This is a genomic window from Bradyrhizobium arachidis (assembly GCF_015291705.1).
GTDB classification, from domain to species: Bacteria; Pseudomonadota; Alphaproteobacteria; order Rhizobiales; family Xanthobacteraceae; genus Bradyrhizobium; species Bradyrhizobium arachidis.
In genome coordinates this window covers 9,079,087-9,103,565 of record NZ_CP030050.1, presented here as the reverse complement: position 1 = coordinate 9,103,565, position 24,479 = coordinate 9,079,087, and the positions used below count along the sequence as shown (strand labels likewise).

The following is a 24,479-nucleotide window of genomic DNA, read 5'->3' as shown; positions in this document are numbered from 1 at the left end:
TTCGCGCCACCTTCTCCCACAAGGGGAGAAGGGAAGAAGAGAGTTACTCCGCCAGAAACCTGCTCACCACCTCACCGAACTCCAGCGGCGCCTGCTCGAACATCCAGTGGCCGGCATTGGGAATGACCGCCGTCTTGGCGCCTGCAATATGCTCGGCCAGCACCCGCCACATCACGGACAGGCTCCCCGTGGTCGCACCGCCGCCGATCAGCAGCGTCGGCGTCCTGATCACCTGCGCGTCGCTGAGCGTGTAGGGCCGGCGCAGCTCGTTGATCTGGCCGAGGAAGGTCAGCGTGTTGTCGCGCAGCTGCTGTTTGGCGGCCGCCGGCACGCGCCGCCAGGAGCCGTCGCCCTCGATGCCTTCGTAGAAATTCTGCAGCGCGCACTCGATGTCACCGGCGCGGATCATCTCCACCGAGCGCACCGTCCTCGCGGCGAGCGGCGGATGCGCCGGCGTGCCTTCCGGCACCGGCAGGCTGGCATCGAGATCGCCGCCCGGCTCGGCCAGCACCAGCTTGCGCAACAGATCAGGCCGCGCCTGCGCGACGCGAAACGCGATGTGGCCGCCGCGCGAATGGCCCATCAGGTCGACCGGTCCGGGCTTGACCTGCTCGATGAACGCGATTGTGTCGGCGACATGCTGCGCCATCTTGTAGTCGTCGCCGACGGCGTCCCAATGCTCCGGAAAGAAATGCCGCAGGCTGACCGAGATCACGCGATGATTCTTCGACAGCGGCCCGAGCACCGAATACCAGGTGCGAAAGTCACCGAGCGTGCCGTGCACGCAGACCAGCGGATGGCCCTCGCCGACTTCGAGATAGGCCATGTCGTAGCCGTTGACGTGAAATGTCTGCATGATCAGCTCGCCAGAAAGTCCAGGACCACTTCGGAGTATTTCTGCGGCGCCTGCTCGAACATCGGATGCGTCGCGTTCGGGATGATCGCCGTCTTGGAATAGGGCGCGTGCGCGGCTAGCGCATGCAGCACTTTTGGCAGCAGGCCCTTGGTCCGCGCGCCCAGGATGAACAGCGTCGGCATTTTGATGGACTCCGCATCCGCCTTCGAGAAGGGCGGGCGATTGTCGCGGACCTGGCCGATCAGGGTGTAGGCATTGTCGCGCAGGTTTTGCTTCACCATGGCTGGCAGCCGCGGCCAGGTGCCGGCGCCTTCCAGCGTATCCACGAAGACGGCGAGCCCGCCGTCGACATCTCCCGCTGCGATCTTTTCGGCAGAGGCCGTGAAGCGCGCCAGCAAAGGCGAGGGCCCGCCGACATAGTCAGGGTCGAGGCTGGCATCGAGCTCGCCGCCGGGCTCGGCCAGGATCAATCGTCGGAGCAGGTCCGGCCGCTGCTGCGCCACGCGGAAGCAGATGTGCCCGCCGCGGGAATGGCCCATCAAATCGACCGGGCCGAGGTCGAGCTTTTCGATGAAGGCGATGACGTCTTGGACATGCTGGGCGATCGAATAGGTCTCGCCGACACCGTCCCAACGATCGGGGAAGAAGTGCCTCAGGCTGACCGCGATGACCCGGTGTCGCTGCGTCAGCGGCCCGAGCACGCAGCCCCAGACGCGGAAGTCATTGAGCGATCCATGAACGCAGACCAGCGGCGCGCGGCCCCCGTCCTCGCCCACGTCCAGATAGGGCATGTCGTATCCGTTGACGTGGAGGCTTTGCATTCTGGGGGCTCGTGAGAAGAGGGCGGAACTCCTGTGCAAGATTCCCGGAAACCGGGTGGATCGCAACTATTTCCAAGCCTAGATTTGAGGACAGATCACAGTGGGGGCATGCGAGAAGGACGCAAGCTCGGGAACCAAGCCATGACCGACCAGCATTTTGCCCTGTTCGACACCAGGATCGGCCTCTGCGCCATCGCCTGGGGCCCGCGCGGCATCAACGGCACGCAATTGCCGATGGGCGGCGAGCAGAAGATCCGCACCCGCATCAGCCAGCGCCATCCTGACGCCAGCGAAGCCGAGCCGACCGCCGAGGTGCAGCGGGCGATCGACCGCATCGTCAAGTTGCTCGCCGGTGAGCCCGACGATCTCACCGACATCCCGCTCGACCTCGACGGCGTACCCGAGTTCAACCGCGGCGTCTACGAGATTGCCCGCGCCATCCCGCCCGGCAAGACCATCACCTATGGCGACATCGCCAAGCAGCTCGGCGGCGTCCAGCTGTCGCGCGACGTCGGCCAGGCGCTCGGCCGCAACCCATGCCCGATCGTCGTGCCCTGCCACCGCGTGCTGGCCGCCGGCAACAAGCCCGGCGGCTTCTCGGCGAATGGCGGCGTGGTGACCAAGCTGAAGATGCTCGAGATCGAAGGCGCGCTGGTGAACCACACGCCGAGCCTGTTTGATTGAGGCGGCTCACACCGACTTCGTAGGGTGGGCAAAGCGAAGCGTGCCCACCAGTCGGTCGTAATCGGGAGAGATGGTGGGCACGGCGCTTCGCGCCTTTGCCCACCCTACGAACCTTGCTCGGCGTCATGGCCGGGCTTGACCCGACCATCGGAAGCGACGCCGTTCTTCGAACGGCTATGCCCGGGCATGACGGTGTTCGGAACAGCCGCTCGCTCTAAATCTTCGCCGCCGTCTTCGGCCAATACCGATCCCGCAAATGCCGCTTCACCAGCTTGCCCGTGGGCGTGCGCGGCAGCTCGGCTTCGAAGTCGATCGAGCGCGGGCATTTGATGGCGGAGAGGCGGGTCTTGCAGTAGGCGATCAGGTCGGCCTCCAGCGCCTTGCCGGCACGCTTCATGTCGTGCGGCTGCACTACCGCCTTGACCTCCTCGCCCATCTCCTCGTTCGGCACGCCGAACACGGCAACGTCGGCCACTTCGGGATGGGTAATGAGGACGTCCTCGGTCTCCTGCGGGTAGATGTTCACCCCGCCCGAGATGATCATGTAGGACTTGCGGTCGGTGAGGAAGAGGAAGCCGTCCTTGTCGAGATAGCCGACATCGCCGAGCGTCGACCATCCCTTGGCGTTGTAGGCCTTCTTCGTCTTCTCGGGATCGTTGTGATATGTGAACGCCGGCGCGTCGGCGAAATAGACCGTGCCGATTTCGCCAACCGGCTGCTCCTCGTCGTTCTCGTCCAGAATCTTGATCTTGCCGACCACGGCGCGGCCGACGCTGCCGCGATGCTCCAGCCATTGCTGCGAGTTGCAGACGGTGACGCCATTGCCTTCCGAGCCCGCGTAGTACTCGATCAGGATCGGGCCCCACCATTCGATCATCTTTGCCTTCACGTCGACCGGGCAGGGGGCCGCGGCGTGGATCGCGCCCTTCAGCGTCGAGACATTGTATTTGGTGCGAACCTCGTCCGGCAGCTTCAGCATGCGCACGAACATCGTCGGCACCAGCTGGGATTGCGTGACCTCATACTTCTCGACCAGCTTCAAGAATTCTTCGGCATCGAAATGCTCCATGATGATGGAGGTGCCGCCAAGCACGATCGCCATCATGTTGAAGCGCAGGGGAGCCGCGTGATAGAGCGGCGCCGGCGACAGATAAGTGCTCTCCGCGTTCATGCCGCACATGTCGGCGCAGAGCACCCGCAGGAACGCGTTGGGCACGTCGATCGCATTGCCCTCGAAGGCCTTCTTGATGCCTTTCGGGCGGCCGGTGGTGCCCGATGAATACAGCATGTCGTAACCGGCGACTTCGTCCGCGATCGGCGTGGTCGGCTGCGCGGCTGCTTCCTTGTCGTAGGAGCGGAAGCCGGGCAGCGGCTCATCCACCATGAAGAAGATCGGCTCGCCGGGAGCGCCCTTGACCAGGTCCCTGATCTGGTCGGCACATTTCGGCGTGGTGATCACGACCTTGGCGCCGCAATCCCCGATGATGTAGTCGATCTCGTCCTGCTTCAGGTAACGGCTGATCGCGGTGTAATAGAGCCCGCTGCGCTGCGCCGCCCAGCAGATCTCCATGAACGCCAACCGGTTTTCCATCAGCAGTGCGATGTGGTCGCCGGCCTTGAGGCCGAGCGAGCGGAACAACTGCGCGCCCTGGTTCGAGAGCTCGTCGAGCTCGCGATAGGTGATCGCCTTGCCGGTCCCGGCCATTTGGTAGGCGATCTTGTCGGGCGTGGTACGGGCGTAGACGGAGGGGTGGGTCATGGCGTTTCCTCAAAACGCGAATGGCGAGTAGCGAGTGGCGAATAGGGAAGAAGGGCAAACCGCTCTTCGCCTACTCACCATTCGCTACTCGCCACTCACTACTCGCTCTTGTTTTTCTTACAGCCGCTCCACGATCGTCACGTTGGCCATGCCGCCGCCTTCGCACATGGTCTGCAGGCCGTAGCGCTTGCCGCGCTGGTGCAGGGCGTGGACCAGCGTCGTCATCAACTTGGTGCCGGAGCCGCCGAGCGGGTGGCCGAGCGCGATGGCGCCGCCATTGACGTTGAGGCGAGCCGGATCGGCGCCGGTGGTCTTGAGCCAGCCGGTCGGCACCGAGGCGAAGGCCTCGTTGACCTCGAACAGATCGATGTCGTCGACCTTCATGCCGGCCTTCTCCAGCGCCTTCTTGGTGGCGTGCAGGGGAGCGTCGAGCATGATGACGGGGTCGCCGCCGGTCATGGTCATGTGGTGGATGCGCGCCAGCGGCTTCACGCCGAGCTGCTTGAGGCCGCGCTCGTTGACGACCATGACGCCGGAGGCGCCGTCGCAGATCTGGCTGGCGCTGGCCGCGGTGAGCTTGCCGTTCTCGGCGATCAGCTTGACGCCCTTGATGCCTTCGAGCGTGGCATCGAAGCGGATGCCTTCGTCGATATGATGGGTATCCTTGCTGCCGTCGGCGCGAGTGATCTCGAGCGGCACGATCTCCTTCTTGAAGTGGCCGGCTTGCGTCGCTGCGATCGCGCGCTGATGGCTGTTGAAAGAGTATTCGTCGAGATCATCCTTCGACAGGCCGTACTTCTCGGCCATCATCTCGGCGCCGGTGAACTGGCTGAACACGATGTTCGGATACTTCGCCTCGATGCCCGGGCTCTTGTAGTGGCCAAAACCGTTCTTGGCGGCGAGCTGCGAGGACAGGCCCATGGGCACGCGCGTCATCGATTCCACGCCGGCCGCAATCACCACGTCCATCGTTCCGGACATCACGGCCTGGGCCGCAAAGTGCAGCGCTTGCTGCGAGGAGCCACACTGGCGGTCGATCGAAGTTCCCGGCACGCTCTCCGGCAGCTTCGAGGCCATGATCGCGTTGCGCGCGACGTTGTTGGACTGCTCGCCGACCTGCATGACGCAGCCCATGATCACGTCCTCGACCAGCGCAGGATCAACCTTGGCGCGATCGACCAACTCGTCCAACACTTTCGCGGCGAGATCGGCCGGATGCCAGCCGGCGAGGCGGCCCCCCTTGCGCCCGCCCGCGGTACGCGCGGCGGCGACGATGTAAGCCTCGGCCATATCGGTCTCTCCCTGGATTCTTCTGGATGGGTTTGGTTGTCGGGGGCGGATTTAAGGGGCGGGATATCGTTTAGTCAATCGATCAATTAACTCTTGTGATGAGGCGCTGCATCGGCTTATCTGCGGCCGCTTCAAGCGCCGAGAACAGGGATCTCCGTGACTACCAGCGTACCGAATAGGCTCCCGAGCGGAAAAAATTCCACGGCAGAGAAATTGCTCGTGGCCGCCAGCGAGCTGATGATCGAACGCTCATCGATCGAGATCTCGCTCTCCGACATCGCCCAGAAGTCGGGCGCCAACGCCGCGCTAGTCAAATATCATTTCGGCAACAAGGACGGCCTCTTGCTGGCGCTGCTCGAGCGTAACGCCGCGACCGAGCTGTCCAACCTCGAATATCTCCTCGCGCAGCCGATCACGCCGACGGCAAAGCTGAAGCTGCATATCGCCGGCATCATCCGCGCCTATTACCGGTTCCCCTACATGAACCGGCTGATCCATTATCTGCTGCACGAAAGCGTTGCCGGCTCCGCGGACGAGGTCTCGAAATTCTTCGTCGCGCCGCTCTTGGACTTCCATCGTCGCTTGCTCGCCGAAGGCGAGAAGAGCGGCGAATTCCGCGTCACCGATCCGGTGCTGTTCTACACCAGCCTGATCGGCGCCTGCGATCATCTGTTCTTCGGCCGGCACGCGATGTCTCGCGCGACCGGCGTCGGTCCGGTCACCGATGACGTCTGCCGGCAATACATCAAGCACATGGAAACGCTGATCTGCGGCGGCATCCTCGCGCAAGCAATGGATGCTGCCGCGGCCGGATGATCCGGCCATCACTCGTCAATCAGAAGACTTGCAAGTCTAGAGAAGAAACGCCCAAGGAAAGGTAAGAATACGATGGAGTTGAAAAACGTAGCCGTTCTCATCACCGGCGGTGGTTCGGGTCTCGGCGAGGCGACCGCCCGCGCCATGGCGGCCAAGGGCGCCAAGATCGGTGTGATCGACCAGAACAAGGAGAACGCCGAGAAAGTCGCCGCCGAGGTGAAGGGCGTTGCGCTTCATGCCGACGTCACCAGCGAGGAGCAGATCAAGGCGGCAATCGCGAAAGCAGAAGCCGCGCATGGTGTCGCCCGCGTGCTGATGAACTGCGCCGGCATCGGCGGCTCGCAGCGTATCGTCGGCCGCGACGGAGTTTATCCGCTCGAAAAGTTCGCGCGCATCATCAACGTCAACCTGATCGGCACCTTCAATTGCCTGCGGCTGTTCGCCGAGCGCCTCGTCACCATCGAGCCGGTCGGTGAGGAGCGTGGCGTCATCATCAACACCGCTTCGGTTGCCGCTTACGAAGGCCAGATCGGTCAGATCGCCTATTCGGCCTCGAAGGGCGGCGTCGTCGGCCTGACCTTGCCGGCCGCGCGCGACCTCGCCAGCCAGAAGATCCGCGTCAACACCATCGCGCCCGGCCTGTTCTTCACGCCGCTGCTGATGGGCCTGAACGAAGAAGCCCGCAAGAGCCTTGGGGCCCAGGTACCGCATCCCTCGCGCCTCGGCGATGCCAAGGAATACGGCGCGCTCGCCGTGCACATCGTCGAGAACGCCATGCTGAACGGCGAGACCATCCGTCTCGATGGCGCCATCCGCATGGCTCCGCGGTAGCTCTCTCCCTTCTCCCCTTGTGGGAGAAGGTGGCGCGCGTAGCGCGCCGGATGAGGGGTTCTCTCCGCGGAGACAGACCCCTCACCCAAGGGAGTATGTGGTCAGCGACGTACATGCCCTCTCCCACAAGGGGAGAGGGCCCAATAACCGCCACTCAAAGAGCGGATGCAGGAGCGCCCCATGTCCCAACCGCTGCTGATCGAGCATCACGACGGCGTCGATCGGGTGATGCTGAATCGTCCAGAGAGCCTGAACGCGCTCGATCCTGCGCTGATCGATGCGCTCAACGTCTATTTCCAGGGCCTCCAGCGCAATCGCGACACGCGCGTGGTCGTGCTCAAGGGCGCCGGCAAGAATTTCTGCGCGGGGCTCGATCTCAAGAATGCGATGGCGCGCCGGGCCGGGCAGCAGGAGCCGCCCGGCGTCACCGAGTCCTTGGACTCGCAGCGCCGCATCGCCGACATCGTCATGCTGATGCGGCGCTGTCCGCAGCCGATCATCTCTCTGGTGCAGGGGGCCGCAGCCGGTGGCGGCTTTGCGCTGGCGCTCGCCTCCGACATCCGCATCGCGACGAAGTCGGCGCGGATGAACTGCGCCTTCATCAAGCTCGGCCTTGGCGGCTGCGACATCGGCACCAGCTATTTCCTGCCGCGCCTCGTCGGTGTGTCGGTGGCGTCCGAGCTGATCCTCACGGGACGCTTCATCGGCGCCGAGCGTGCGCTCGCGGTCGGGCTCGTCTCGGAGGTCGTTGACGAGGACAAGCTCGATGCAGCGGCTGAGTCTTATGTCGATGCGATGATGACGGCCTCGCCCGTGGGGCTACGCCTGTCGAAGGAATGTCTCAACATGAGCGTCGATGCCGGATCGCTGGAAGCTGTGATCGCGATGGAGGATCGCAACCAGGTCCTGTGCAGCCGCTCCGAGGAATTTTCGGAAGGCATCAGGGCCTTCCTTGAGAAGCGAAAGCCTGTCTATATCAAGCGCTGAACGACAAAGATCCGCAAAGGACAATAATTCCGGGAGACGCAAAATGAGTGGAAGCGCGGCGGCGGTGATGTCAAAGCCCGCCTTTCGCAAGGTCGAGTGGCTCGCGCGCGACATCGATGTCGAGCGCCGGGCCGACGGCACGGTGGTGCTCAAGTCGCGCATTCCGCTGCAGGCCTACGAGAAGCACATCCCGGCCTCGCTGGCGAAATGGGCCAAGGAAGCGCCTGAGCGTATTTGGCTCGCACAGCGCGGTGATCCCAATCGTGACTGGCGCAAGGTTTCCTACGGCGAGGCCAAGCGCACCGTCGATGCGCTGACGCAGGCGCTGCTCGATCCCAGGCTCGACGGACGCCCGGTCGCGATCCTCTCCGGCAATTCGATCGAGCACGCGCTGATGACGCAGGCCGCGATGCAGGCGCGCGTCCCCGCGGCTCCGGTGTCGCCGGCCTACTCCTTGATGAGCCACGATCACGTCAAGCTGAAGTACCTGTTCGACCTGATCAAGCCGGCCGTGGTCATGGTGCAGGACGGTCCGACCTTCGAGAAGGCGCTGAAGGCACTCGATCTCACCGACGTCACCGTCGTTCACGTCGTGCGGCCCTGCGAGGGCGTCAAGAGCGTCAGCTTCGCTGAGCTCGAGGCAACGCCGGTGACTGGGGATGTCGAGGACTCGATCGCAAAGATCACGCCCGACACCGTCGGCAAGCTGCTGTTTACATCCGGCTCGACGGGCATGCCCAAGGCCGTCATCAACACGCAACGCATGATGTGCGCCAATGCGGCGATGATGATGCAGGTGCGGCCGCGCATCCCGGGCGGCCCGCTACCGGTCGTGCTCGACTGGATGCCGTGGAATCACACCATGGGCGGCAATGCCGCTTTCCATCCGGTGCTCGTTGACGGCGGCACGCTCTATATCGATGACGGCCGGCCGATGCCCGGCCAGCTTGAAGAGACCATCCGGAATCTCCGCGAGATCTCGCCGACCTATTACGCCAATGTGCCGGCGGGCTACGCCGCGCTCGCGGCGGCGATGGAGAAGGACGACGCGCTGTGCCGCTCGTTCTTCAAGAACCTGTCGATCATGGCCTATGGCGGCGCGCGGCTGCCCGACGATCTCTACGATCGCATGCAGGCCCTCGCCGTGAAGGCCACCGGCGAGCGCATCGTGTTCTACACCGGCTGGGGCTCGACTGAGACCGCGCCGACTTCGACCGGCACCTATTGGGACACCGAACGCGTCGGCCTGATCGGCCTGCCATTCCCGGGCGTCGAACTGAAGATGGTGCCGTGCGGGTCGAAATACGAGCTGCGCCTGCGCGGCGTCAACGTCACGCCCGGCTACTTCGGTCAGCCTGATCTCACGAAGAAGATGTTCGACGAGGAAGGCTTTTATTGCATTGGCGATGCCGGCGTCTTCGTCGACGAAGCCAATCCGGTGAAGGGCATCATCTTTGCGGGCCGTGTGGTCGAGGACTTCAAGCTCACCACCGGCACCTTCGTGCATGTCGGTTCGCTTCGCACCGATGCGATCGCGGCGGCGACGCCCGTCGTGCATGACGCGCTGGTCGCTGGACAGGATCAGTGCTCCATTGGCTTGCTCGCCTGGCCCAATCTGCATGCGTGCCGTCAGCTCGTCGGCAATCCCGAGCTGACCTTCGAGGACGCGGTGAAGCATCCGGAGGTGATCGCCTGCTTCAGGCGAGGTCTCGAAGCGCACAACACCGAATGCGGAGGCGCCAGCAGCCGCGTCATCGCCCGCGCGATGCTGATGGTCGAGCCGCCCTCGATCGACGGCAATGAGCTCACGGACAAGGGCTACATCAACCAGCGCGCCGGCCTCGAGCGCCGTGCCGCGTTGGTGGAACGGCTCTATGCGGACACGCCGGATCAGGATGTGATCGTGCTGCGATGAAGCACTTCTCTCTCCATTCGTCATTCCGGGGCGCGCGCAGCGCGAACCCGGAATCCATCGGGCCGCATAAACGCGGCGAAATGGATTCCGGGCTCGCCGCTACGCGGCGCCCCGGAATGACGGTCTCAATGACGATAAAATAAGAGGTAGCCGCCATGGACTTCGATTTCTCCGACGATCAGAAACAGCTCCGCGATCAGGCGCGCAAATTCCTCGCGGAAAAATGCTCGCCCAAGGCGGTGCGTGTCGTGCTCGACGGCAAGGCGCCCTACGACAAGGAGCTGTGGAAGGGCCTCGCCGAGATGGGCTTCCTCGGTGTCGCGATTCCCGAGGAGTTTGGTGGCGCGGGCGCCGGTCATCTGGAGCTTTGCGTGATCGCGGAAGAGATGGGGCGGGCGAATGCGCCGGTGCCGTTCTCCTCGACCGTCTATCTTGCCGCCGAAGCGCTGCTGATCGCCGGCAGCGAGGCGCAGAAAAAGAAGTGGCTGCCCGCAATCGCCTCGGGCGAGGCGATCGGCACGCTGGCCCTGTTCGAGGGCAAGGGCAATCCGGCGCCGAAGAACGTCAAGCTCACCGCGGCGAATGGCGTGCTCAACGGTGTCAAGAAGCCGGTAGCCGATGGCGCGATCGCCGACTTCGCGGTGGTTGCCGCGCGCACGGGATCGAGCGGGCGCGAGAACGACATCTCGCTGTTCCTGGTCGACCTTAGGGACGGCGGCGTCGAGGTCAAAAACCTCACCAATCTCGATCCGACCCGCGGGCAGGCTGAGTTCACGTTCAAAGACTGCAAGGCCGAGCCGCTCGGTGCGGCCGGCGAGGGCTGGAGCATCTTGACCCAGGTGCTCGACCGCGCCGCGGTGCTGTGCGCCTTCGAGCAGGTCGGTGGCTCCGACCGCGCGCTGGAGATGGGCCGCGACTACGCGCTCGACCGCATCGCCTTCGGCCGTCAGATCGGATCGTTCCAGGCGGTCAAGCACATGCTGGCCGATATGTATGTCTCGGCGACGCTGGCGCGCTCCAACAGCTATTACGGCGCCTGGGCGCTTTCGACCAATGCGGCCGAGCTGCCGGAAGCGGCCGCCGCCGCGCGGATCAGCGCAACGCAGGCGTTCCAGCATTGCGCCAAGAACAACATCCAGGTTCACGGCGGCATGGGCTTCACCTGGGAGTTCGACTGCCACATGTACTACCGCCGCGCCAACGCCATGGCGTTGGGCTTGGGCAGCCTCTCCTATTGGGAAGACCAGCTGATCGACCGCATGCGGAAGAAGAACGCGGCGTGATGTTGTCGTCATTCCGGGGCGCCGCAAGGCGGCGAACTACGATGTGCAATTGCACATCTGAGAATCCAGAGGTGAATGAATAACGTCGAGATTCCGGGTTCGCGCTGCGCGCGCCCCGGAATGACAGAGAGAAAAGCACCATGAACTTCGACGACACCCCGCAGGAAGCCGAATTCCGCAGCTTAGCCCGCGCCTGGATCGGCGCCAACGCGCCCAGGCAATACGAGGACGAGCTGCGCAAATCCTCGCTTGGCCGCACCGTGCTCAAGAACGCCAACATTCTCGAGGTCGCGAAGGCCTGGCAGAAGAAGAAGGCGGATGCCGGCTGGGCCTGCCTGCACTGGCCGAAGGAATATGGCGGCCGCGGATCATCGCCAATCGAGCGCGTGATCTGGCAGCAGGAAGAAGGGCCGTTCGGCCAGCTGTCCCGCATGTTCATCATCGGCCACGGCATGTGCGGGCCGACCATGATGGCGTTCGCGCGCGAGGAGCATAAGCGCACCTATCTGCCGCCGCTCGCTTCCGGCGAGAAGATCTGGTGCCAGCTGTTCTCCGAGCCCGCCGGCGGTTCGGACGTGGCCGGCCTGCGCACGCGCGCCGAAAAGGACGGCGACGACTGGGTCATCAACGGCCAGAAGATCTGGACCTCGGGCGCGCATTATTCCGACTACGGCATTCTCTTGACCCGCACCGATCCGACCGTGCCCAAGCACAAGGGCCTCACCATGTTCTTCCTGGACATGAAGAGCCCGGGTGTCGAGGTGCGGCCGATCAAGCAGGCAAGCGGCGCGTCCGACTTCAACGAGGTCTATTTCACCAATGTCCGCATCCCCGACCACCAGCGCCTTGGCGAGGTCGGCGATGGCTGGAACGTCTCGCTGACCACGCTGATGAACGAGCGCAGCGCGATCGGCGCGGCCGTCTCGACTGGCTTCCCGGAGCTGTTCGAATATTGCTCCAGCCTGATGCTCGACGACGGCCCGGCAATCGAGGACCGCGCGGTGCGCTCGAAGCTCGCGAACTGGGCGGTGAAGGCGAGCGGGCTGAAATACACCAGCATGCGCGCGATCTCCGCGCTGTCGAAGGGAGAGCGGCCGGGGCCGGAAAACTCCATCGGCAAGCTGGTGGCGGGCTCGATGATCCAGGACGTCGCGACCTATGCGCTGGATCTGCAGGGCGCGGCGGGCGTGGTCAGCGGCGAGGATGCCGAGCTGGCCGGCCGCTTCCAGGCCATGCTGCTGCGTGCCCCAGGCACCCGCGTCGAAGGCGGCACCGACGAGATCATGCGCAACATCATCGCCGAGCGGGTGCTGGGCCTGCCTGGCGATATCAGGGTCGACAAGGACGTGCCGTTCAACAAGATCCCGACCAAGGGAAGAGGTTAGAGGTCCGCCATGAATTTCGACGACACCCCGCAGGAAGCCGCCTTCCGCGAGACCGCGCGCAAATGGGTCGAGGCCAATGCGCCGAAGGAGCTGCATGCCGAGCTGTCAAAATCCTCGCTTGGCCGCATCCGGCTTGCCAAGCACGACATCGTCGATGTCGGCAAGGCCTGGCAGAAGAAGAAGTTCGAAGGCAATTGGGCCTGCCTGCACTGGCCAAAGGAGTATGGCGGCCGTGGCGCGACCCCGATCGAGCGCGTGATCTGGCAGCAGGAAGAAGGCGTCTACGGCAAGCTGACGCAGCCGTTCCAGATCGGGGAGGGCATGTGCGGCCCGACCGTGATGGCCTTCGGCAGCGAGGACGCCAAGCGCCGGTATTTGCCAAAACTCGCCTCGGGCGAGGAGATCTGGTGCCAGCTCTTCTCCGAGCCGTCGGCCGGCTCCGATGTCGCGGGCCTTCGCACCCGCGCGGAGAAGAAGGGCGATAGTTGGGTCGTCAACGGCCAGAAGATCTGGACCTCGGGCGCGCACTACTCCAACTATGGCCTTCTGATCGCGCGCACCGATCCCAACGTGCCCAAGCACAAGGGCCTCACCATGTTCTTCCTTGACATGAAGAGCCCGGGCGTCGAGGTCCGCCCGATCAAGCAGGCCAACGGCATGCAGGAGTTCAACGAGGTCTATTTCACCGATGTGGTGATCCCCGACAGCCAGCGGTTAGGAGCCGTCGGTGAGGGCTGGAGCGTGTCGCTGACGACGCTGATGAACGAGCGCATGTCGATTGGCGCGCGGCTTGCGACCGGCGTGCCTGAAATGTTCGAGTTCTGCGCGAACCTGATGCTGGATGATGGTCTCGCCATCGACGATCCCGCGGTGCGTTCGAAGCTTGCGAGCTGGGCGGCGAAGTCGAGCGGGCTGAAGTACACCAGCTACCGCACGATCTCGGCGCTGTCGAAGGGCGAGCGGCCGGGGCCGGAGAATTCGATCGGCAAGCTGGTCTCGGGCATGATGCTGCAGGACATCGCGACCTATGCGATGGACCTGCAGGGCGCGGCTGGTGTCCTCACCGGCAACGATGATGAGACAGTGCAGGGCCAGTTCCAGCAGATGCTGCTGTCCTCGCCCTCGATGCGCATCGCCGGCGGCACCGACGAGATCCTGCGCAACATCATCGCCGAGCGCGTGCTGGGATTGCCGGGTGATATCCGTGTCGACAAGGATGTGCCGTATAACAAGATCCCGACCAAGGGGCGGTGATCTCGCCTCTCGCTGCATCTCGTAGGGTGGGCAAAGCGAGGCGTGCTCACCATATGCGGATGCGCCGGAGTAAGTCTGTCCGTGGGCACGGCGCGATGCGCCTTTGCCCACCCTACGAAAGAGCGCGAGCTGATCCATGGACGCACAAGTGAAACAGAATGACCGCATCGGCGTGCTTGAGGAGCTCCTCAACGAGCGCTACTCCGTCCGCGCTTTCCATCCCAGGGAAGTCGACCGCGCGACCATCGAGCATGTGCTGACCACCGCGCAGCGCACCGCGTCCTGGTGCAACAGCCAGCCCTGGCAGGTCATCATCGCCAGCGGCGAGGCCAAGGAGCGCTTCCGCAAGCTGATCTACAAGGAAGCGTCGGGCGGGCTCGGCGACGACTACGATTTCACCCCGCCGCGCGAATATGTCGGGGTCTATCTGGAGCGCCGCCGCGAGAGCGGCTTCCAGCTCTACAACACGCTCGGCATCGCCCGCGGCGACAGAAGCGCTTACGCCAAACAGGCGCTGGAGAACTACAATTTCTTCGGCGCGCCGCACGTGGCCATCATCCACACCAACGAGCCGCTCGGCATCTACGGTGCGATCGATTGCGGGGCTTATGTCTCGAACTTCATGCTGGCCGCGCAGGCGCTCGGGCTCGGCACCATTCCGCAGGCGGCGCTGGCGCGTCACTCCGGCCTGATCCGCCGCCACTTCAATCTGCCCGACGATCGCCGCGTCGTCTGCGGCATCTCGTTCGGCTATGCCGACAACGCCCACAAGGTCAACAGCTACCGCACCTCGCGCGCGAGCGTGGCGGACACGGTGGCCTTCGTCGAGGAGTGATCCGGCGGCTATTCGCGGAAAACACCCAAATCCACGCAAGCAAAGGCGGCCGCAGAAACGGCCGCCTTTGCAGCTGTCGTTTGGTCCGATTGACGCGGGCCGCTAGCCGCCGCTGCCGCCGATCACGGCCCGCACGGTCTCGTCGGGCCCGAAATCTTCGGCACCGTCGACATAGAGCAGCGCGGCGAGCTTGGAGCGCGCGCGATTGACGCGGCTCTTGATGGTGCCGACCGCGCAGCCGCAGATCGAAGCCGCGTCCTCGTAGGAGAAGCCCGAGGCACCGACCAGGATCAAGGCTTCGCGCTGGTCCTGCGGAAGCTTGTCGAGCGCGGTACGGAATTCCTCGAACTCGAGATGCGCGTTCTGCGACGGCTGCGTCTTCAGCGTCTTGGCGTAATTGCCCTCGGCATCCTCGACTTCCCGCCGCCGCTTGCGATAGTCGGAGCGGAACAGGTTGCGCAGGATCGTGAACAGCCACGCCGGCAGATTGGAGCCGGGCTGAAACGAGTCGATGTTGGCGAGCGCGCGCAGCAGCGTCTCCTGCACCAAGTCGTCGGCGCGGTCCGCATTGCCGCTGAGCGAGATGGCGAACGCGCGCAGACTCGGCACGGCCGCCAGGATGTCGTTACGCAGGGAGTCCGTGAGAGGCATTAATCCCTCCCATTGTTGTTGTCGTTGGAGCCCCCAGCAACATTCTCGCTTTGAGATATCCCTCCCGGCGCATCAAGCTTTTTGATGAGCTCCGCGAACCGGTCGGGAACCCCCTGCCGCACGACGTCGTCGTACATGGCGCGGAGCTGATGCCCGATCCGGGATTGAATCTCCGGAGTGAGCCCTCCCTTGCCGGGGGTCGTGCTTTTGCTGGCTTGAGATTTGAGATCTTTCATGACCTGTTCCACGTTTCCCCGAGTTAAGTGACTGTAAAATAGAGAAGTTTTCTCAACCGGGAGCCGTTCCCTGGATAGGCACAATGCGACGTGAGATAAAAAGTTCCGCGCTTTGCGGAACTTTTATTGGCCTGATGCGTAAACAGCCCAGCAGGGGAACCCGGGCCCCCCCGCGTATCGCCTGACCTCAGGGTTGGATCTAAGGCTGGCCCGAAGATGAATGGAGTGGGGATGTCCCGTTCACAGCTTGTTGCTGAACACTTGCCGCTGTTGCGCCGCTACGCCCGCGCCCTGACGGGCAGCCAGGCCTCCGGTGACGCCTATGTCGCAGCCATGTTGGAAGCCATGCTGGGGGATCCGTCGGTGCTCGACGAGAGCCACGGGCCGCGCGCCGGTCTGTTCCGGCTGTTCACCCAGATCTGGAATTCCGTCTCGGTCAACGATGATGCCGAGGTGACGACGCTGCCGATGCCGCCGGAGCGGCGGCTGTCGAACATCACGCCGCTGCCGCGGCAGGCCTTCCTGCTACTCTCGCTCGAGGGATTTTCGGAAGAGGAGGTCGCCTACATCCTCGGCACTGACGTCGGCGAGACGCGGCGGCTGGCCGATGCCGCCGGACGCGAGATGGCGGCCGAGATCGCTACCGACGTGCTGATCATCGAGGACGAGACCTTCATCGCCATGGACCTCGAAAGCCTGGTGAAGAACCTCGGCCACAACGTCGTCGGCGTCGCGCGCACCCATGCCGATGCGGTGGCGCTGGCCAAGAACAAGCGGCCCGGCCTGATCCTCGCCGACATCCAGCTCGCCGACGGCTCGTCGGGCCTCGACGCCGTCAACGAGCTGCTGCGCACCTTCGAGGTGCCAGTGGTGTTCATCACCGCCTACCCCGAGCGCTTCCTCACCGGCGAGCGCCCCGAGCCGGCGTTCCTGATCTCGAAGCCGTTCCAGCCCGCAATGGTCTCGGCGGTGGCGAGCCAGGCGCTGTTCTTCCAGCGCAACTCGCGCAACCGCACGCCCAAGGCGCCCGCGGCGTAAGAAGGGCGCCCGCGGCGTAAGAAGGCGCCCGCGGCCTGATAACGCGTTATTCGGCGAAGTGATTGATCCGGCGTGCTGCAAGGCACGCCGGATTTTTCATGTCTGCCTGCCGCGCTTGACGCGCATCGAATTCGCCGCTCATACCTCGGCATCGACCCCAATCGGAGATACGCACCATGGACCAGCAATTGCTCGACCGCCTCGCCATCCGCGACCTCGTCGAGAACTGGGCGGTGTGGCGCGATGCCGGTGACTGGGAGCGTTTTGCTACCGTCTGGCACGAAGAGGGCTGGATGTCCGCGACCTGGTTTCAGGGACCGGCGCGGGATTTCATGCGCGTCAGCCAGGAGGGTTTTGCCAGGGGCGTGCGCATCCTGCATTTCCTCGGCGGCTCCAGCATCGACCGCGCGGGCGAGCGCGCGATCGCCCAGACCAAGATGACGATCTCGCAGCGTGCCCTGGTGCATGACGTGCTCTGCGACGTCGTCTGCACCGGCCGCTTCTACGATTTCCTGGAGAAGCGGCAAGGCCAATGGGGCATCGTCCGCCGCCAGCCGATCTACGAGAAGGACCGCATCGATCCGGTCGATCCCGCGGCAACACTCCGGCTCGACCAGCAAGCGCTGGCCGCACTGCCCGAAGGCTACCGCCACCTCGCCTACATGCAGGAGCTGATCGGCTACAAGGTCAAGCGCGACATGCCCGGCCTGATCGGGCCCGAGGTCGAGAAGCTTTATGCCGAAGGGCGGGAGTGGCTGGCGGGGAAGGCCAAATAACTTGAAGCAAAAGTGAGCCCCACACAAAAGTAAGGCGCGACTGGCATCACCACAGTCGCGCCCTACGTCGCCGGCTTATGGGGCAGGGGGGAATAGCCGGCTGCTGAGACGACTCCCGGGCGCGAAAGTCGTTCCAGGCGGTAGCGAAATTTTTTGTGCCGCCTTCGGTGATTTGCGCACACGGTTAAGTGATCTTAACGGCTGAGAACTCCCGGTCCTCTCGTCGCGTTGTTCCCGCGATCGCCATGGGGCGAGGGATATTTAGCCATGTCACAGATTCAAAAGATATTTTTGGGCGCCGTCGCAATTGCCGCAACGCTCGGTGCGGTCCAGGTCGGCGCGGTGCAGCTGGCCTCCGGCCACGATCTGGCCGACCGCTGGCAGGCGGTTGTCGATAAGCCGGGCCACAACGTCAATCGCGCCAGCAAGGCCGACCGTCTCGCCGAGGTCAAGGCCGCCCCGGTTCCCACCCGCACCGTGTCGATGCGGCTGAACGACCTTGCCGACACGTCGGTGCTGCTGCGGGTCCCTGCGGTAATCGAGACCGGCAATGCCAAGCCGCCGCCGATGCTGCTCAAGGGCAAGGACCAGAAGCAGGGCCGCCCCAAGCCGACGATTGCCTGCGAGCCGATGGTCAGCTCGCTGACCGAGGTCGCAAGGCTGCTCCAGCCAGGTCGCTGCGTGACGTGATCGCGCCTGGCCGAACGACCGGCGTCGTCGCGGCGCTCACATCCTCTTGATCCGTTGTCCGGTCGCGCTATATCCCGGCTTTCCCTTTGATTGACCGGGTAAACGCATGACGACGTCAGATACGGCTGTGCATACGCAGCCATTCCAAGCCGAGGTTTCCGAGCTGCTGCACCTCATGGTGCACTCCGTCTATTCGGAGACCGACATCTTCCTGCGCGAGCTCGTCTCCAACGCCTCGGACGCCTGCGACAAGCTGCGCTATGAGGCGATCGCAAGTCCGGCGCTGCTAGGCGAAGGCGACGCGCTCAAGATCCGTATCATCCCGAACAAGGCGGCCGGAACGCTGACGATCGCCGATAACGGCATCGGCATGGAGCGGCAGGAGCTGATCGACCATCTCGGCACCATCGCCCGCTCCGGCACCAAGGCCTTCGTGTCGAAGCTGAGGGAGGCCAAGGACGGCCTCGGCCTGATCGGCCAGTTCGGCGTCGGCTTCTATTCCGCCTTCATGGTCGCCGACAGGATCGTCGTCATCAGCCGTCGCGCCGGCGAGAGCGACGTCTGGACCTGGACGTCCTCCGGCGGCTCCGGCTTCGAGATCGCGCGGGCCGGCGAGGCGGACGCGGCGCGTTTGGCGCGCGGCACCGAGATCGTCCTGCACCTCAAGGACGACGCCAAGAAATATCTCGAGACGTACGAGATCGAGCGCATCGTCAGCGCCTATTCCGACAACATCCTGTTCCCGATCGAGCTCGTGCCCGAAGAGGGCGAGCCGCGCCAGATCAACTCGGCGAGCGCACTGTGGCAGCGCTCCAAATCCGAGCTGACGGCGGAAGACTACAAGAAGGCCTATCAGCAGATCGCCTCGGCCTTCGACGATCCCGCGATGACGCTGCACTACCGCGCCGAGGGCCGCTACTCCTACGCCGTGCTGTTGTTCGCGCCCTCGACCAAGCCGTTCGACTTGTTCGAGCCGAACCGCAAGGGCCGGGTGAAGCTCTACGTTCGCCGCGTCTTCATCACCGACGATGCCGATCTGTTGCCCGGCTATCTGCGCTTCATTCGTGGTGTGGTCGACAGCGAGGACCTACCGCTCAACATCTCGCGCGAGATGCTGCAGAACAATCCGCAGCTGGCACAGATCCGAAAGGCGGTCGCGACCCGCGTCGTGTCGGAGCTGGAAGGCCTTGCCGACAAGGACCCGGACAACTTTGCAAAGATCTGGGATGCCTTCGGCGCGGTGCTGAAGGAAGGCATCTACGAGGATTTCGAGCGGCGCGAAAAGCTGCTGGCGCTGTCGCGCTTCACCACCACCTCGGGCGAAAAGCGGTCGCTGAAGCAGGTCGTCGCCGATTTCAAGCCGAACCAGACCGAGATCTACTATCTCGTCGGCGACAGCATCGAGCGGCTGAAGTCCAATCCGCGGCTGGAAGCGGCGACCGCGCGCGGTATCGAGGTGCTGCTGCTGTCCGATCCGGTCGACGCGTTCTGGACCTCGATGCCGACGGAGTTCGACGGAAAGCCGCTGAAGTCGCTCAGCCAGGGCGATCTCAACCTCGACCTGATCCCGCGCGTCGACGCGGCGGACGAGGCGAAGAAGGACGAGCCCGAAGCGGACGAAGCCGCGACCGTCGCGGTGATCAAGGCCGCGCTGGGCGAGCGCGTCAGCGACGTCAAGGCCTCGACGCGCCTCACCAGCTCCGCCTCCTGCCTCGTCGCCGACAGCCAGGGCCCGAGCCGCGAACTCGAGCGCATCCTGTCGCAGCAGAACCGCGGCATGCGCACCAGGCCGATCCTCGAGATCAATCTGCGTCATCCCATGGTGAGCGCGATCACCAAGGCGCAGGCCGGCTCCAAGACGGTCGACGATCTCAGCCTGCTCCTGCTCGAGCAGGCGCAGATCCTGGACGGCGAGCTGCCGGAGGACCCGGCGGCGTTTGCGGCGAGGCTGAATCGGCTGGTGCTGCAGGGGCTGGGCTGACGCTCCTCTTGTTCCGTCGTCATTGCGATGGGGAGCAGCTTGCCACGCGCGCAGACCGCGTAGACCCTGTAGGGTGGGCAAAGCGAAGCGTGCCCACCAAATGCGGATGGTGGGCACGCTTCGCTTTGCCCACCCTACGGCACCTGATGAACGAAGCTGCTGCCTCATGCTCCGTCATTGCGAGGAGCCCTTGCGACGAAGCAATCCAGAACCCTCCGTGGAAAGCCTCTGGATCTACTCCGCCGCATCCTTCTGCTTGTCGCTGGCTGTCTCGGCCTGCGGCTTCCCGTCCATCCAGCGTGACAGCAGGTTGGAGAAGCGGTCGAGGTAGAGATAGACCACAGGCGTCGTGAACAGCGTCAGCGCCTGGCTCACCAGCAGGCCGCCGACCATGGCATAGCCGAGCGGCTGGCGGATCTCGGCGCCGGTGCCGGTGCCGAGCATCAGGGGGACACCGCCGAGCAGCGCCGCCATCGTCGTCATCATGATCGGGCGGAAGCGCAGCAGCGCGGCCTGGCGGATCGACTGCTCCGGTGTCAGATGCTGCTCGCGCTCGGCGGCGATGGCGAAGTCCACCATCATGATGCCGTTCTTCTTGACGATCCCGATCAGCAGGATGACCCCGATCAGGGCGATGAGGCTGAAGTCGAATCCGAAGATCATCAGGATCGCGATCGCGCCGACACCTGCCGACGGCAGCGTCGACAAGATGGTCAGCGGGTGGATGTAGCTCTCGTAGAGTACGCCCAGCACGAGGTAGACGACGACCAGCGCGGCGAGGATCAGCATTGGCACGGTGCCGAGCGATTGCTGGAACGCCTGCGCGGTGCCCTGAAAACTCGTCGACAGTGTCGGCGGCGCGCCCATGGCGCCAACCGCGCGCAGCACCGCGTCGGTGGCCTGTCCCAGCGCCACGCCCTCGGCGAGGTTGAAGCTGATCGTCACCGCAGGGAACTGGCCCTGATGCGCGATCGCGAGCGGCCGCACCGGCACGTTGGTCCAGCTACACATCACCGAAAGCGGCACCTGGTCCCCGGTCAGCGGCGACTTGATGTAGAGCTTCTCCAGCGTCTCGAGCTGGCCCTGCAGGGCCGGCGTGATCTCGAGCACCACGTGATAGCTGTTGGTCTGGGTGAAATATTGCGCGACCTGGCGCTGGCCGAAGGCGTCGTAGAGCGTGTCGTCGATCAGTTGCGGCTGGATGCCGTAGCGCGCGGCGGTGTCGCGATTGATCCTGAGCTGCAGCGTCGTACCCTCGGTCTGCTGGTCGGTGGCGACGTCGCGCAGTTGTGGCAGGCCCCTCATGCCGGCCAGGATCTTCGGCGCCCACTCGTTCAGCTCGGCGAGATTGGCGTCCTGGAGCGTGAACTCAAACTGGGTGCGGGTGGCGCGCCCGCCGAGCCGCACGTCCTGCGAGGCCTGCATGTAGAGGCGAGCGCCCTCGACCTCGGCAAGCTTCGGCCGCAGCCGCGCGATGATCGCTTGCGCACTGGCATCGCGCTCCCCGATCGGCTTCAGCGTGACATACATGCGCCCCGAGTTCAGCGCCGTGCCGCCGCCGCCGATGAACATCGCGATGGAATCGACGGCGGGATCGGCCTGCACGATGGCGTTGAGCTCCTCCTGCCGGCGCTTCATCTCGGTGAAGGAGATGTCCTGCGGCATCTCGGATACCGCGGTGAGGAAGCCGTTGTCCTGCTGCGGGAAGAAGCCCTTGGGGATCATGATGAACAGCACTGCCGAGAGCGCGACGGTGCCGAAGAAGATGAGAAGCGTGACGAAGCTGTGTTTCAGCGCGAGATCCAGGCCGCGCTCGTAGGTGCCGAGCAGGCGCTCGAACATCCGCTCGCTCCACTGGTAGAAGCGGCCGCGCCGCGCCTCGTGGTCGGCGCGGAGGAAGCGCGAGGCCATCATCGGCGTCAGGGTCAGCGACACCACGAGGGAGACGAAGATCGCCATCGACAGCGTCACCGCGAACTCGCGGAACAGCCGGCCGATGATGCCGCCCATCAGCAGCAGCGGGATCAGCACCGCGACCAGCGAGATGCTGATCGAGACGATGGTGAAGCCGATCTCGGCCGCGCCCTTGTATGCCGCGGCGACCGGGCTCTCGCCCCGCTCGACATAGCGCGTGATGTTTTCCAGCATCACGATGGCGTCGTCCACCACGAAGCCTACCGCGATGGTCAGCGCCATCAGCGACAGATTGTCCAGCGAATAGCCGAACACCCACATCAGCGAGCAGGCCCCGAGCAGCGCCAGCGGCACGGTGATGCTCGGGATGATCGTGGCCCAGAAGCTGCGCAGGAAGATGAAGATCACCATCACCACCAGCGCGATGGTGATCATCAGCGTGATCTGCACGTCGTCGACTGCGGCGCGGATGGTGATGGTGCGGTCGCTGATGATCTTGATCTTGATCGCGGGCGGGATCGCTGCGATCAGCCGCGGCAGCTTCTCCTTGATGCGGTCGACGGTCTCGATGACGTTGGCGCCGGGCTGCTTGAAGATGACCAGGAACACGCCGCGCTTGCCGTCGGCCCAGGCCGCGGTCTTCATGTCTTCCGGCCCGGACACGGCCTCGCCGATGTCGCGGATCCGCAACGGTGCGCCGTTGCGGTAGGCGACGATGATGTCCTTCCAGTGCGCCGCCTCGAGCAGCTGGTCGTTGGCGTAGATGGTGTAGGAGCGCCGCGTGCCGTCGATGTTGCCCTTCGGGCTGTCGGCGGTGGCGATCGCGATCTGGCTGCGCACGTCCTCCAGCGACAATCCCTTGGCGACGAGCTTGGCCGGATCGATCTGGATGCGCACCGAGGGCTTTTGCTGGCCGCCGACGAATACCTGGGCGACGCCCGGGATCTGGCTGATCTGCTGGGCGAGCTGCGCGTCGGTGCGGTCGCTGACGGTGGTCAGCGGCAGCGTGTCTGACGTCGCCGACAGGATCATGATCGGGGAGTCCGCCGGGTTGACCTTGCGGTAGGTCGGCGGCGAGGGCAGGTTCTTCGGCAATTGCCCGCTCGCCGCGTTGATCGCAGCCTGCACGTCATTGGCGGCGGCATCGATCAGGCGGTTGAGATCGAACTGGATGGTGATCGAGGCCGAGCCGAGCGAGCTCGTCGAGGTCATCTGGGTGATGCCGGGGATCTGGGCGAGCTGGCGCTCGAGCGGCTGTGCGACCGAGGAGGCCATGGTTTCCGGGCTGCCGCCCGGCAGCGACGCGGAAACCTGGATGGTCGGAAAGTCGACCTGGGGCAGCGGTGCAACCGGCAGCAGCGGATAGGCCACGAGGCCTACGAACAGGATGCCCGCCATCAGCAGCGAGGTGCCGATCGGGTATCGGATGAACGGAGACGAGAAGCTCTCTTGCATGCCCTGGGACCACAGAGGGCCAGCGCATCTTCTCCCCCGCGCATGGCGGAGCCGCGCCCGAAAGAGCCCGAGCGCGAATGTGCGTTTCCTTCAGCCCGTTTGTTTCTTGATTGCCCTGGAACGTCGTCGGTCCGGGGCCGGCGTTGTGCTCGAAAGACTAGTCCGTTCGTGCCGGTGTGCGAACGGATTCCTGCACCGGATGTTTGCGACCTTTGTCGGAGGAGAGTTGCAGCGAGTTATGCGCTCCGTGCAGGCCGAAAACGTCGCGTCTTCCCGCTTTCATGCTGTTGCGGCGCCAAGTCTCATGCGTTTCGCCGCGCGTCACAAGCGGGAGAGGTATGAACAGGAACAATCGCTTCTTCCGCGCCATTGTGCCATATCGAAATGACATACCGCGTGCCGTTGTTGCCGATTCGAGGAAATGCCCGATGCGCCTGCCAATTTTGACCCTGACCGCGATTGCTTCGCTGTTTGCCGCGGCGGACGCCCGCGCCCAGACCTATGATCCGCGCTACCCGGTGTGCATGCACGTCTACACGCCGGGCGGCTTCGGTGGCGGTGGCGGCGACTATTTTGACTGCTCCTTCACCTCGCTGCCGCAGTGCCGCGCGACGGCGTCCGGCCGCTCGGCAAGCTGCGACCTCAATCCCTATTACGCCTTCGACGAACCGCCGCCGCCTCCGCGCAAGCGCCACAGGAAGCAGCACTAGCGATCCGCGATTGCAGCTTGGAGAGATGCCTGTCATGCGCAGCTCATTCGGTCTGATGGTGATCGCCGGTGCATTGATCGCGGCTGCGCCGGCGCGGGCGCAGACGTTCGATCCCCGCTTTCCAGTCTGCATGCACGTCTATTCCGGCGCGAATGGCGGCGGTGGGGAATGGTACGATTGCTCCTTCATCTCCGTGCCGCAGTGCCGTGCCACAGCCTCAGGCCGCCCCGCGAGCTGCGATCTCAATCCGTATTATCCGGTCAACGCGCCGCTGCCCCGCGCGCGCTACAGGCGAGGCGGCTAGCTCCGCGC

The 24,479-nt window shown here is 64.5% G+C and carries 22 protein-coding genes; 15 read left to right on the top strand and 7 right to left on the bottom strand.

The window, feature by feature from the left end; genetic code table 11:
- Positions 1 to 43: 43 nt before the first annotated feature.
- A complete protein-coding gene (locus WN72_RS43025) occupies positions 44 to 856 on the bottom strand; it encodes an alpha/beta fold hydrolase (RefSeq protein ID WP_092215603.1) in 813 nt (270 codons plus the stop codon).
- A 2-nt stretch (positions 857 to 858) separates the two neighbouring features.
- Positions 859 to 1,677, bottom strand: coding sequence for an alpha/beta fold hydrolase (locus tag WN72_RS43020; protein WP_092215605.1), 819 nt, complete (start codon positions 1,675 to 1,677; stop codon positions 859 to 861).
- Between the two features lie 141 nt (positions 1,678 to 1,818).
- Here WN72_RS43020 and WN72_RS43015 point away from each other — a divergent pair, with 141 nt between their 5' ends.
- On the top strand, positions 1,819 to 2,361 hold the full coding sequence (locus WN72_RS43015; protein WP_092215818.1) for a methylated-DNA--[protein]-cysteine S-methyltransferase: 543 nt from the start codon (positions 1,819 to 1,821) through the stop codon (positions 2,359 to 2,361).
- Positions 2,362 to 2,575: 214 nt separating this feature from the next.
- Here WN72_RS43015 and WN72_RS43010 read toward each other — a convergent pair whose 3' ends face one another.
- Together WN72_RS43010 and WN72_RS43005 are read right to left on the bottom strand one after the other, a co-directional pair.
- Positions 2,576 to 4,120 carry an acyl-CoA synthetase gene (locus WN72_RS43010; RefSeq protein ID WP_092215607.1) on the bottom strand — a complete coding sequence of 515 codons (1,545 nt, stop codon included), beginning with the start codon at positions 4,118 to 4,120 and terminating at the stop codon, positions 2,576 to 2,578.
- 117 nt (positions 4,121 to 4,237) lie between these two features.
- On the bottom strand, positions 4,238 to 5,410 hold the full coding sequence (locus WN72_RS43005) for an acetyl-CoA C-acetyltransferase (protein WP_092215609.1): 1,173 nt from the start codon (positions 5,408 to 5,410) through the stop codon (positions 4,238 to 4,240).
- Positions 5,411 to 5,623: 213 nt separating this feature from the next.
- Here WN72_RS43005 and WN72_RS43000 point away from each other — a divergent pair, with 213 nt between their 5' ends.
- From WN72_RS43000 to WN72_RS42965, 8 genes are all read left to right on the top strand, one after another.
- Positions 5,624 to 6,226 (top strand): TetR family transcriptional regulator, encoded by a 603-nt coding sequence (locus WN72_RS43000; protein WP_027562854.1) that lies wholly within the window; start codon positions 5,624 to 5,626, stop codon positions 6,224 to 6,226.
- Between the two features lie 72 nt (positions 6,227 to 6,298).
- Positions 6,299 to 7,057, top strand: coding sequence for an SDR family NAD(P)-dependent oxidoreductase (locus WN72_RS42995; protein WP_027562855.1), 759 nt, complete (start codon positions 6,299 to 6,301; stop codon positions 7,055 to 7,057).
- Positions 7,058 to 7,237: 180 nt separating this feature from the next.
- Positions 7,238 to 8,044 carry an enoyl-CoA hydratase/isomerase family protein gene (locus tag WN72_RS42990; RefSeq protein WP_027562856.1) on the top strand — a complete coding sequence of 269 codons (807 nt, stop codon included), beginning with the start codon at positions 7,238 to 7,240 and terminating at the stop codon, positions 8,042 to 8,044.
- Between the two features lie 43 nt (positions 8,045 to 8,087).
- Complete coding sequence (locus tag WN72_RS42985; RefSeq protein ID WP_092215610.1) at positions 8,088 to 9,959, top strand: AMP-binding protein; 1,872 nt, start codon at positions 8,088 to 8,090, stop codon at positions 9,957 to 9,959.
- A gap of 155 nt (positions 9,960 to 10,114) precedes the next feature.
- Positions 10,115 to 11,242, top strand: a complete 1,128-nt coding sequence (locus tag WN72_RS42980; RefSeq protein WP_092215612.1) for an acyl-CoA dehydrogenase family protein — start codon at positions 10,115 to 10,117, stop codon at positions 11,240 to 11,242.
- A gap of 140 nt (positions 11,243 to 11,382) precedes the next feature.
- The gene (locus WN72_RS42975; protein WP_092215613.1) at positions 11,383 to 12,627 is read left to right on the top strand and encodes an acyl-CoA dehydrogenase; all 1,245 of its coding nucleotides are present in this window, start codon (positions 11,383 to 11,385) and stop codon (positions 12,625 to 12,627) included.
- A 9-nt stretch (positions 12,628 to 12,636) separates the two neighbouring features.
- Positions 12,637 to 13,881 (top strand): acyl-CoA dehydrogenase, encoded by a 1,245-nt coding sequence (locus WN72_RS42970; RefSeq protein ID WP_092215615.1) that lies wholly within the window; start codon positions 12,637 to 12,639, stop codon positions 13,879 to 13,881.
- Between the two features lie 136 nt (positions 13,882 to 14,017).
- Positions 14,018 to 14,716: a nitroreductase gene (locus tag WN72_RS42965; RefSeq protein WP_092215617.1), complete on the top strand. Its 699-nt coding sequence runs from the start codon at positions 14,018 to 14,020 to the stop codon at positions 14,714 to 14,716.
- A gap of 102 nt (positions 14,717 to 14,818) precedes the next feature.
- Here WN72_RS42965 and WN72_RS42960 read toward each other — a convergent pair whose 3' ends face one another.
- Together WN72_RS42960 and WN72_RS42955 are read right to left on the bottom strand one after the other, a co-directional pair.
- Positions 14,819 to 15,367 carry a sigma-70 family RNA polymerase sigma factor gene (locus WN72_RS42960; protein WP_018316216.1) on the bottom strand — a complete coding sequence of 183 codons (549 nt, stop codon included), beginning with the start codon at positions 15,365 to 15,367 and terminating at the stop codon, positions 14,819 to 14,821.
- Positions 15,367 to 15,603, bottom strand: coding sequence for a NepR family anti-sigma factor (locus WN72_RS42955; RefSeq protein ID WP_027562862.1), 237 nt, complete (start codon positions 15,601 to 15,603; stop codon positions 15,367 to 15,369). The genes WN72_RS42960 and WN72_RS42955 overlap by 1 nt, the downstream gene beginning before the upstream one ends.
- Positions 15,604 to 15,834: 231 nt before the next feature.
- On the opposite strand from WN72_RS42955, the gene WN72_RS42950 reads away from it, so the two are divergent.
- From WN72_RS42950 to htpG, 4 genes are all read left to right on the top strand, one after another.
- On the top strand, positions 15,835 to 16,641 hold the full coding sequence (locus tag WN72_RS42950; RefSeq protein WP_027562863.1) for a response regulator: 807 nt from the start codon (positions 15,835 to 15,837) through the stop codon (positions 16,639 to 16,641).
- A gap of 176 nt (positions 16,642 to 16,817) precedes the next feature.
- A complete protein-coding gene (locus tag WN72_RS42945) occupies positions 16,818 to 17,417 on the top strand; it encodes a nuclear transport factor 2 family protein (RefSeq protein ID WP_092215625.1) in 600 nt (199 codons plus the stop codon).
- A gap of 267 nt (positions 17,418 to 17,684) precedes the next feature.
- Complete coding sequence (locus tag WN72_RS42940) at positions 17,685 to 18,107, top strand: hypothetical protein (protein WP_092215627.1); 423 nt, start codon at positions 17,685 to 17,687, stop codon at positions 18,105 to 18,107.
- A 106-nt stretch (positions 18,108 to 18,213) separates the two neighbouring features.
- Positions 18,214 to 20,088 (top strand): molecular chaperone HtpG, encoded by a 1,875-nt coding sequence (htpG, locus tag WN72_RS42935; protein WP_092215629.1) that lies wholly within the window; start codon positions 18,214 to 18,216, stop codon positions 20,086 to 20,088.
- Positions 20,089 to 20,322: 234 nt separating this feature from the next.
- On the opposite strand, the gene WN72_RS42930 is transcribed toward htpG, so the two are convergent.
- Positions 20,323 to 23,457, bottom strand: a complete 3,135-nt coding sequence (locus WN72_RS42930) for a multidrug efflux RND transporter permease subunit (RefSeq protein ID WP_092215631.1) — start codon at positions 23,455 to 23,457, stop codon at positions 20,323 to 20,325.
- Between the two features lie 428 nt (positions 23,458 to 23,885).
- Here WN72_RS42930 and WN72_RS42925 point away from each other — a divergent pair, with 428 nt between their 5' ends.
- Both WN72_RS42925 and WN72_RS42920 read left to right on the top strand, forming a co-directional pair.
- Positions 23,886 to 24,167 (top strand): DUF3551 domain-containing protein, encoded by a 282-nt coding sequence (locus WN72_RS42925; RefSeq protein WP_027562869.1) that lies wholly within the window; start codon positions 23,886 to 23,888, stop codon positions 24,165 to 24,167.
- A 34-nt stretch (positions 24,168 to 24,201) separates the two neighbouring features.
- Positions 24,202 to 24,471 carry a DUF3551 domain-containing protein gene (locus tag WN72_RS42920; protein WP_027562870.1) on the top strand — a complete coding sequence of 90 codons (270 nt, stop codon included), beginning with the start codon at positions 24,202 to 24,204 and terminating at the stop codon, positions 24,469 to 24,471.
- Positions 24,472 to 24,479: the final 8 nt, after the last annotated feature.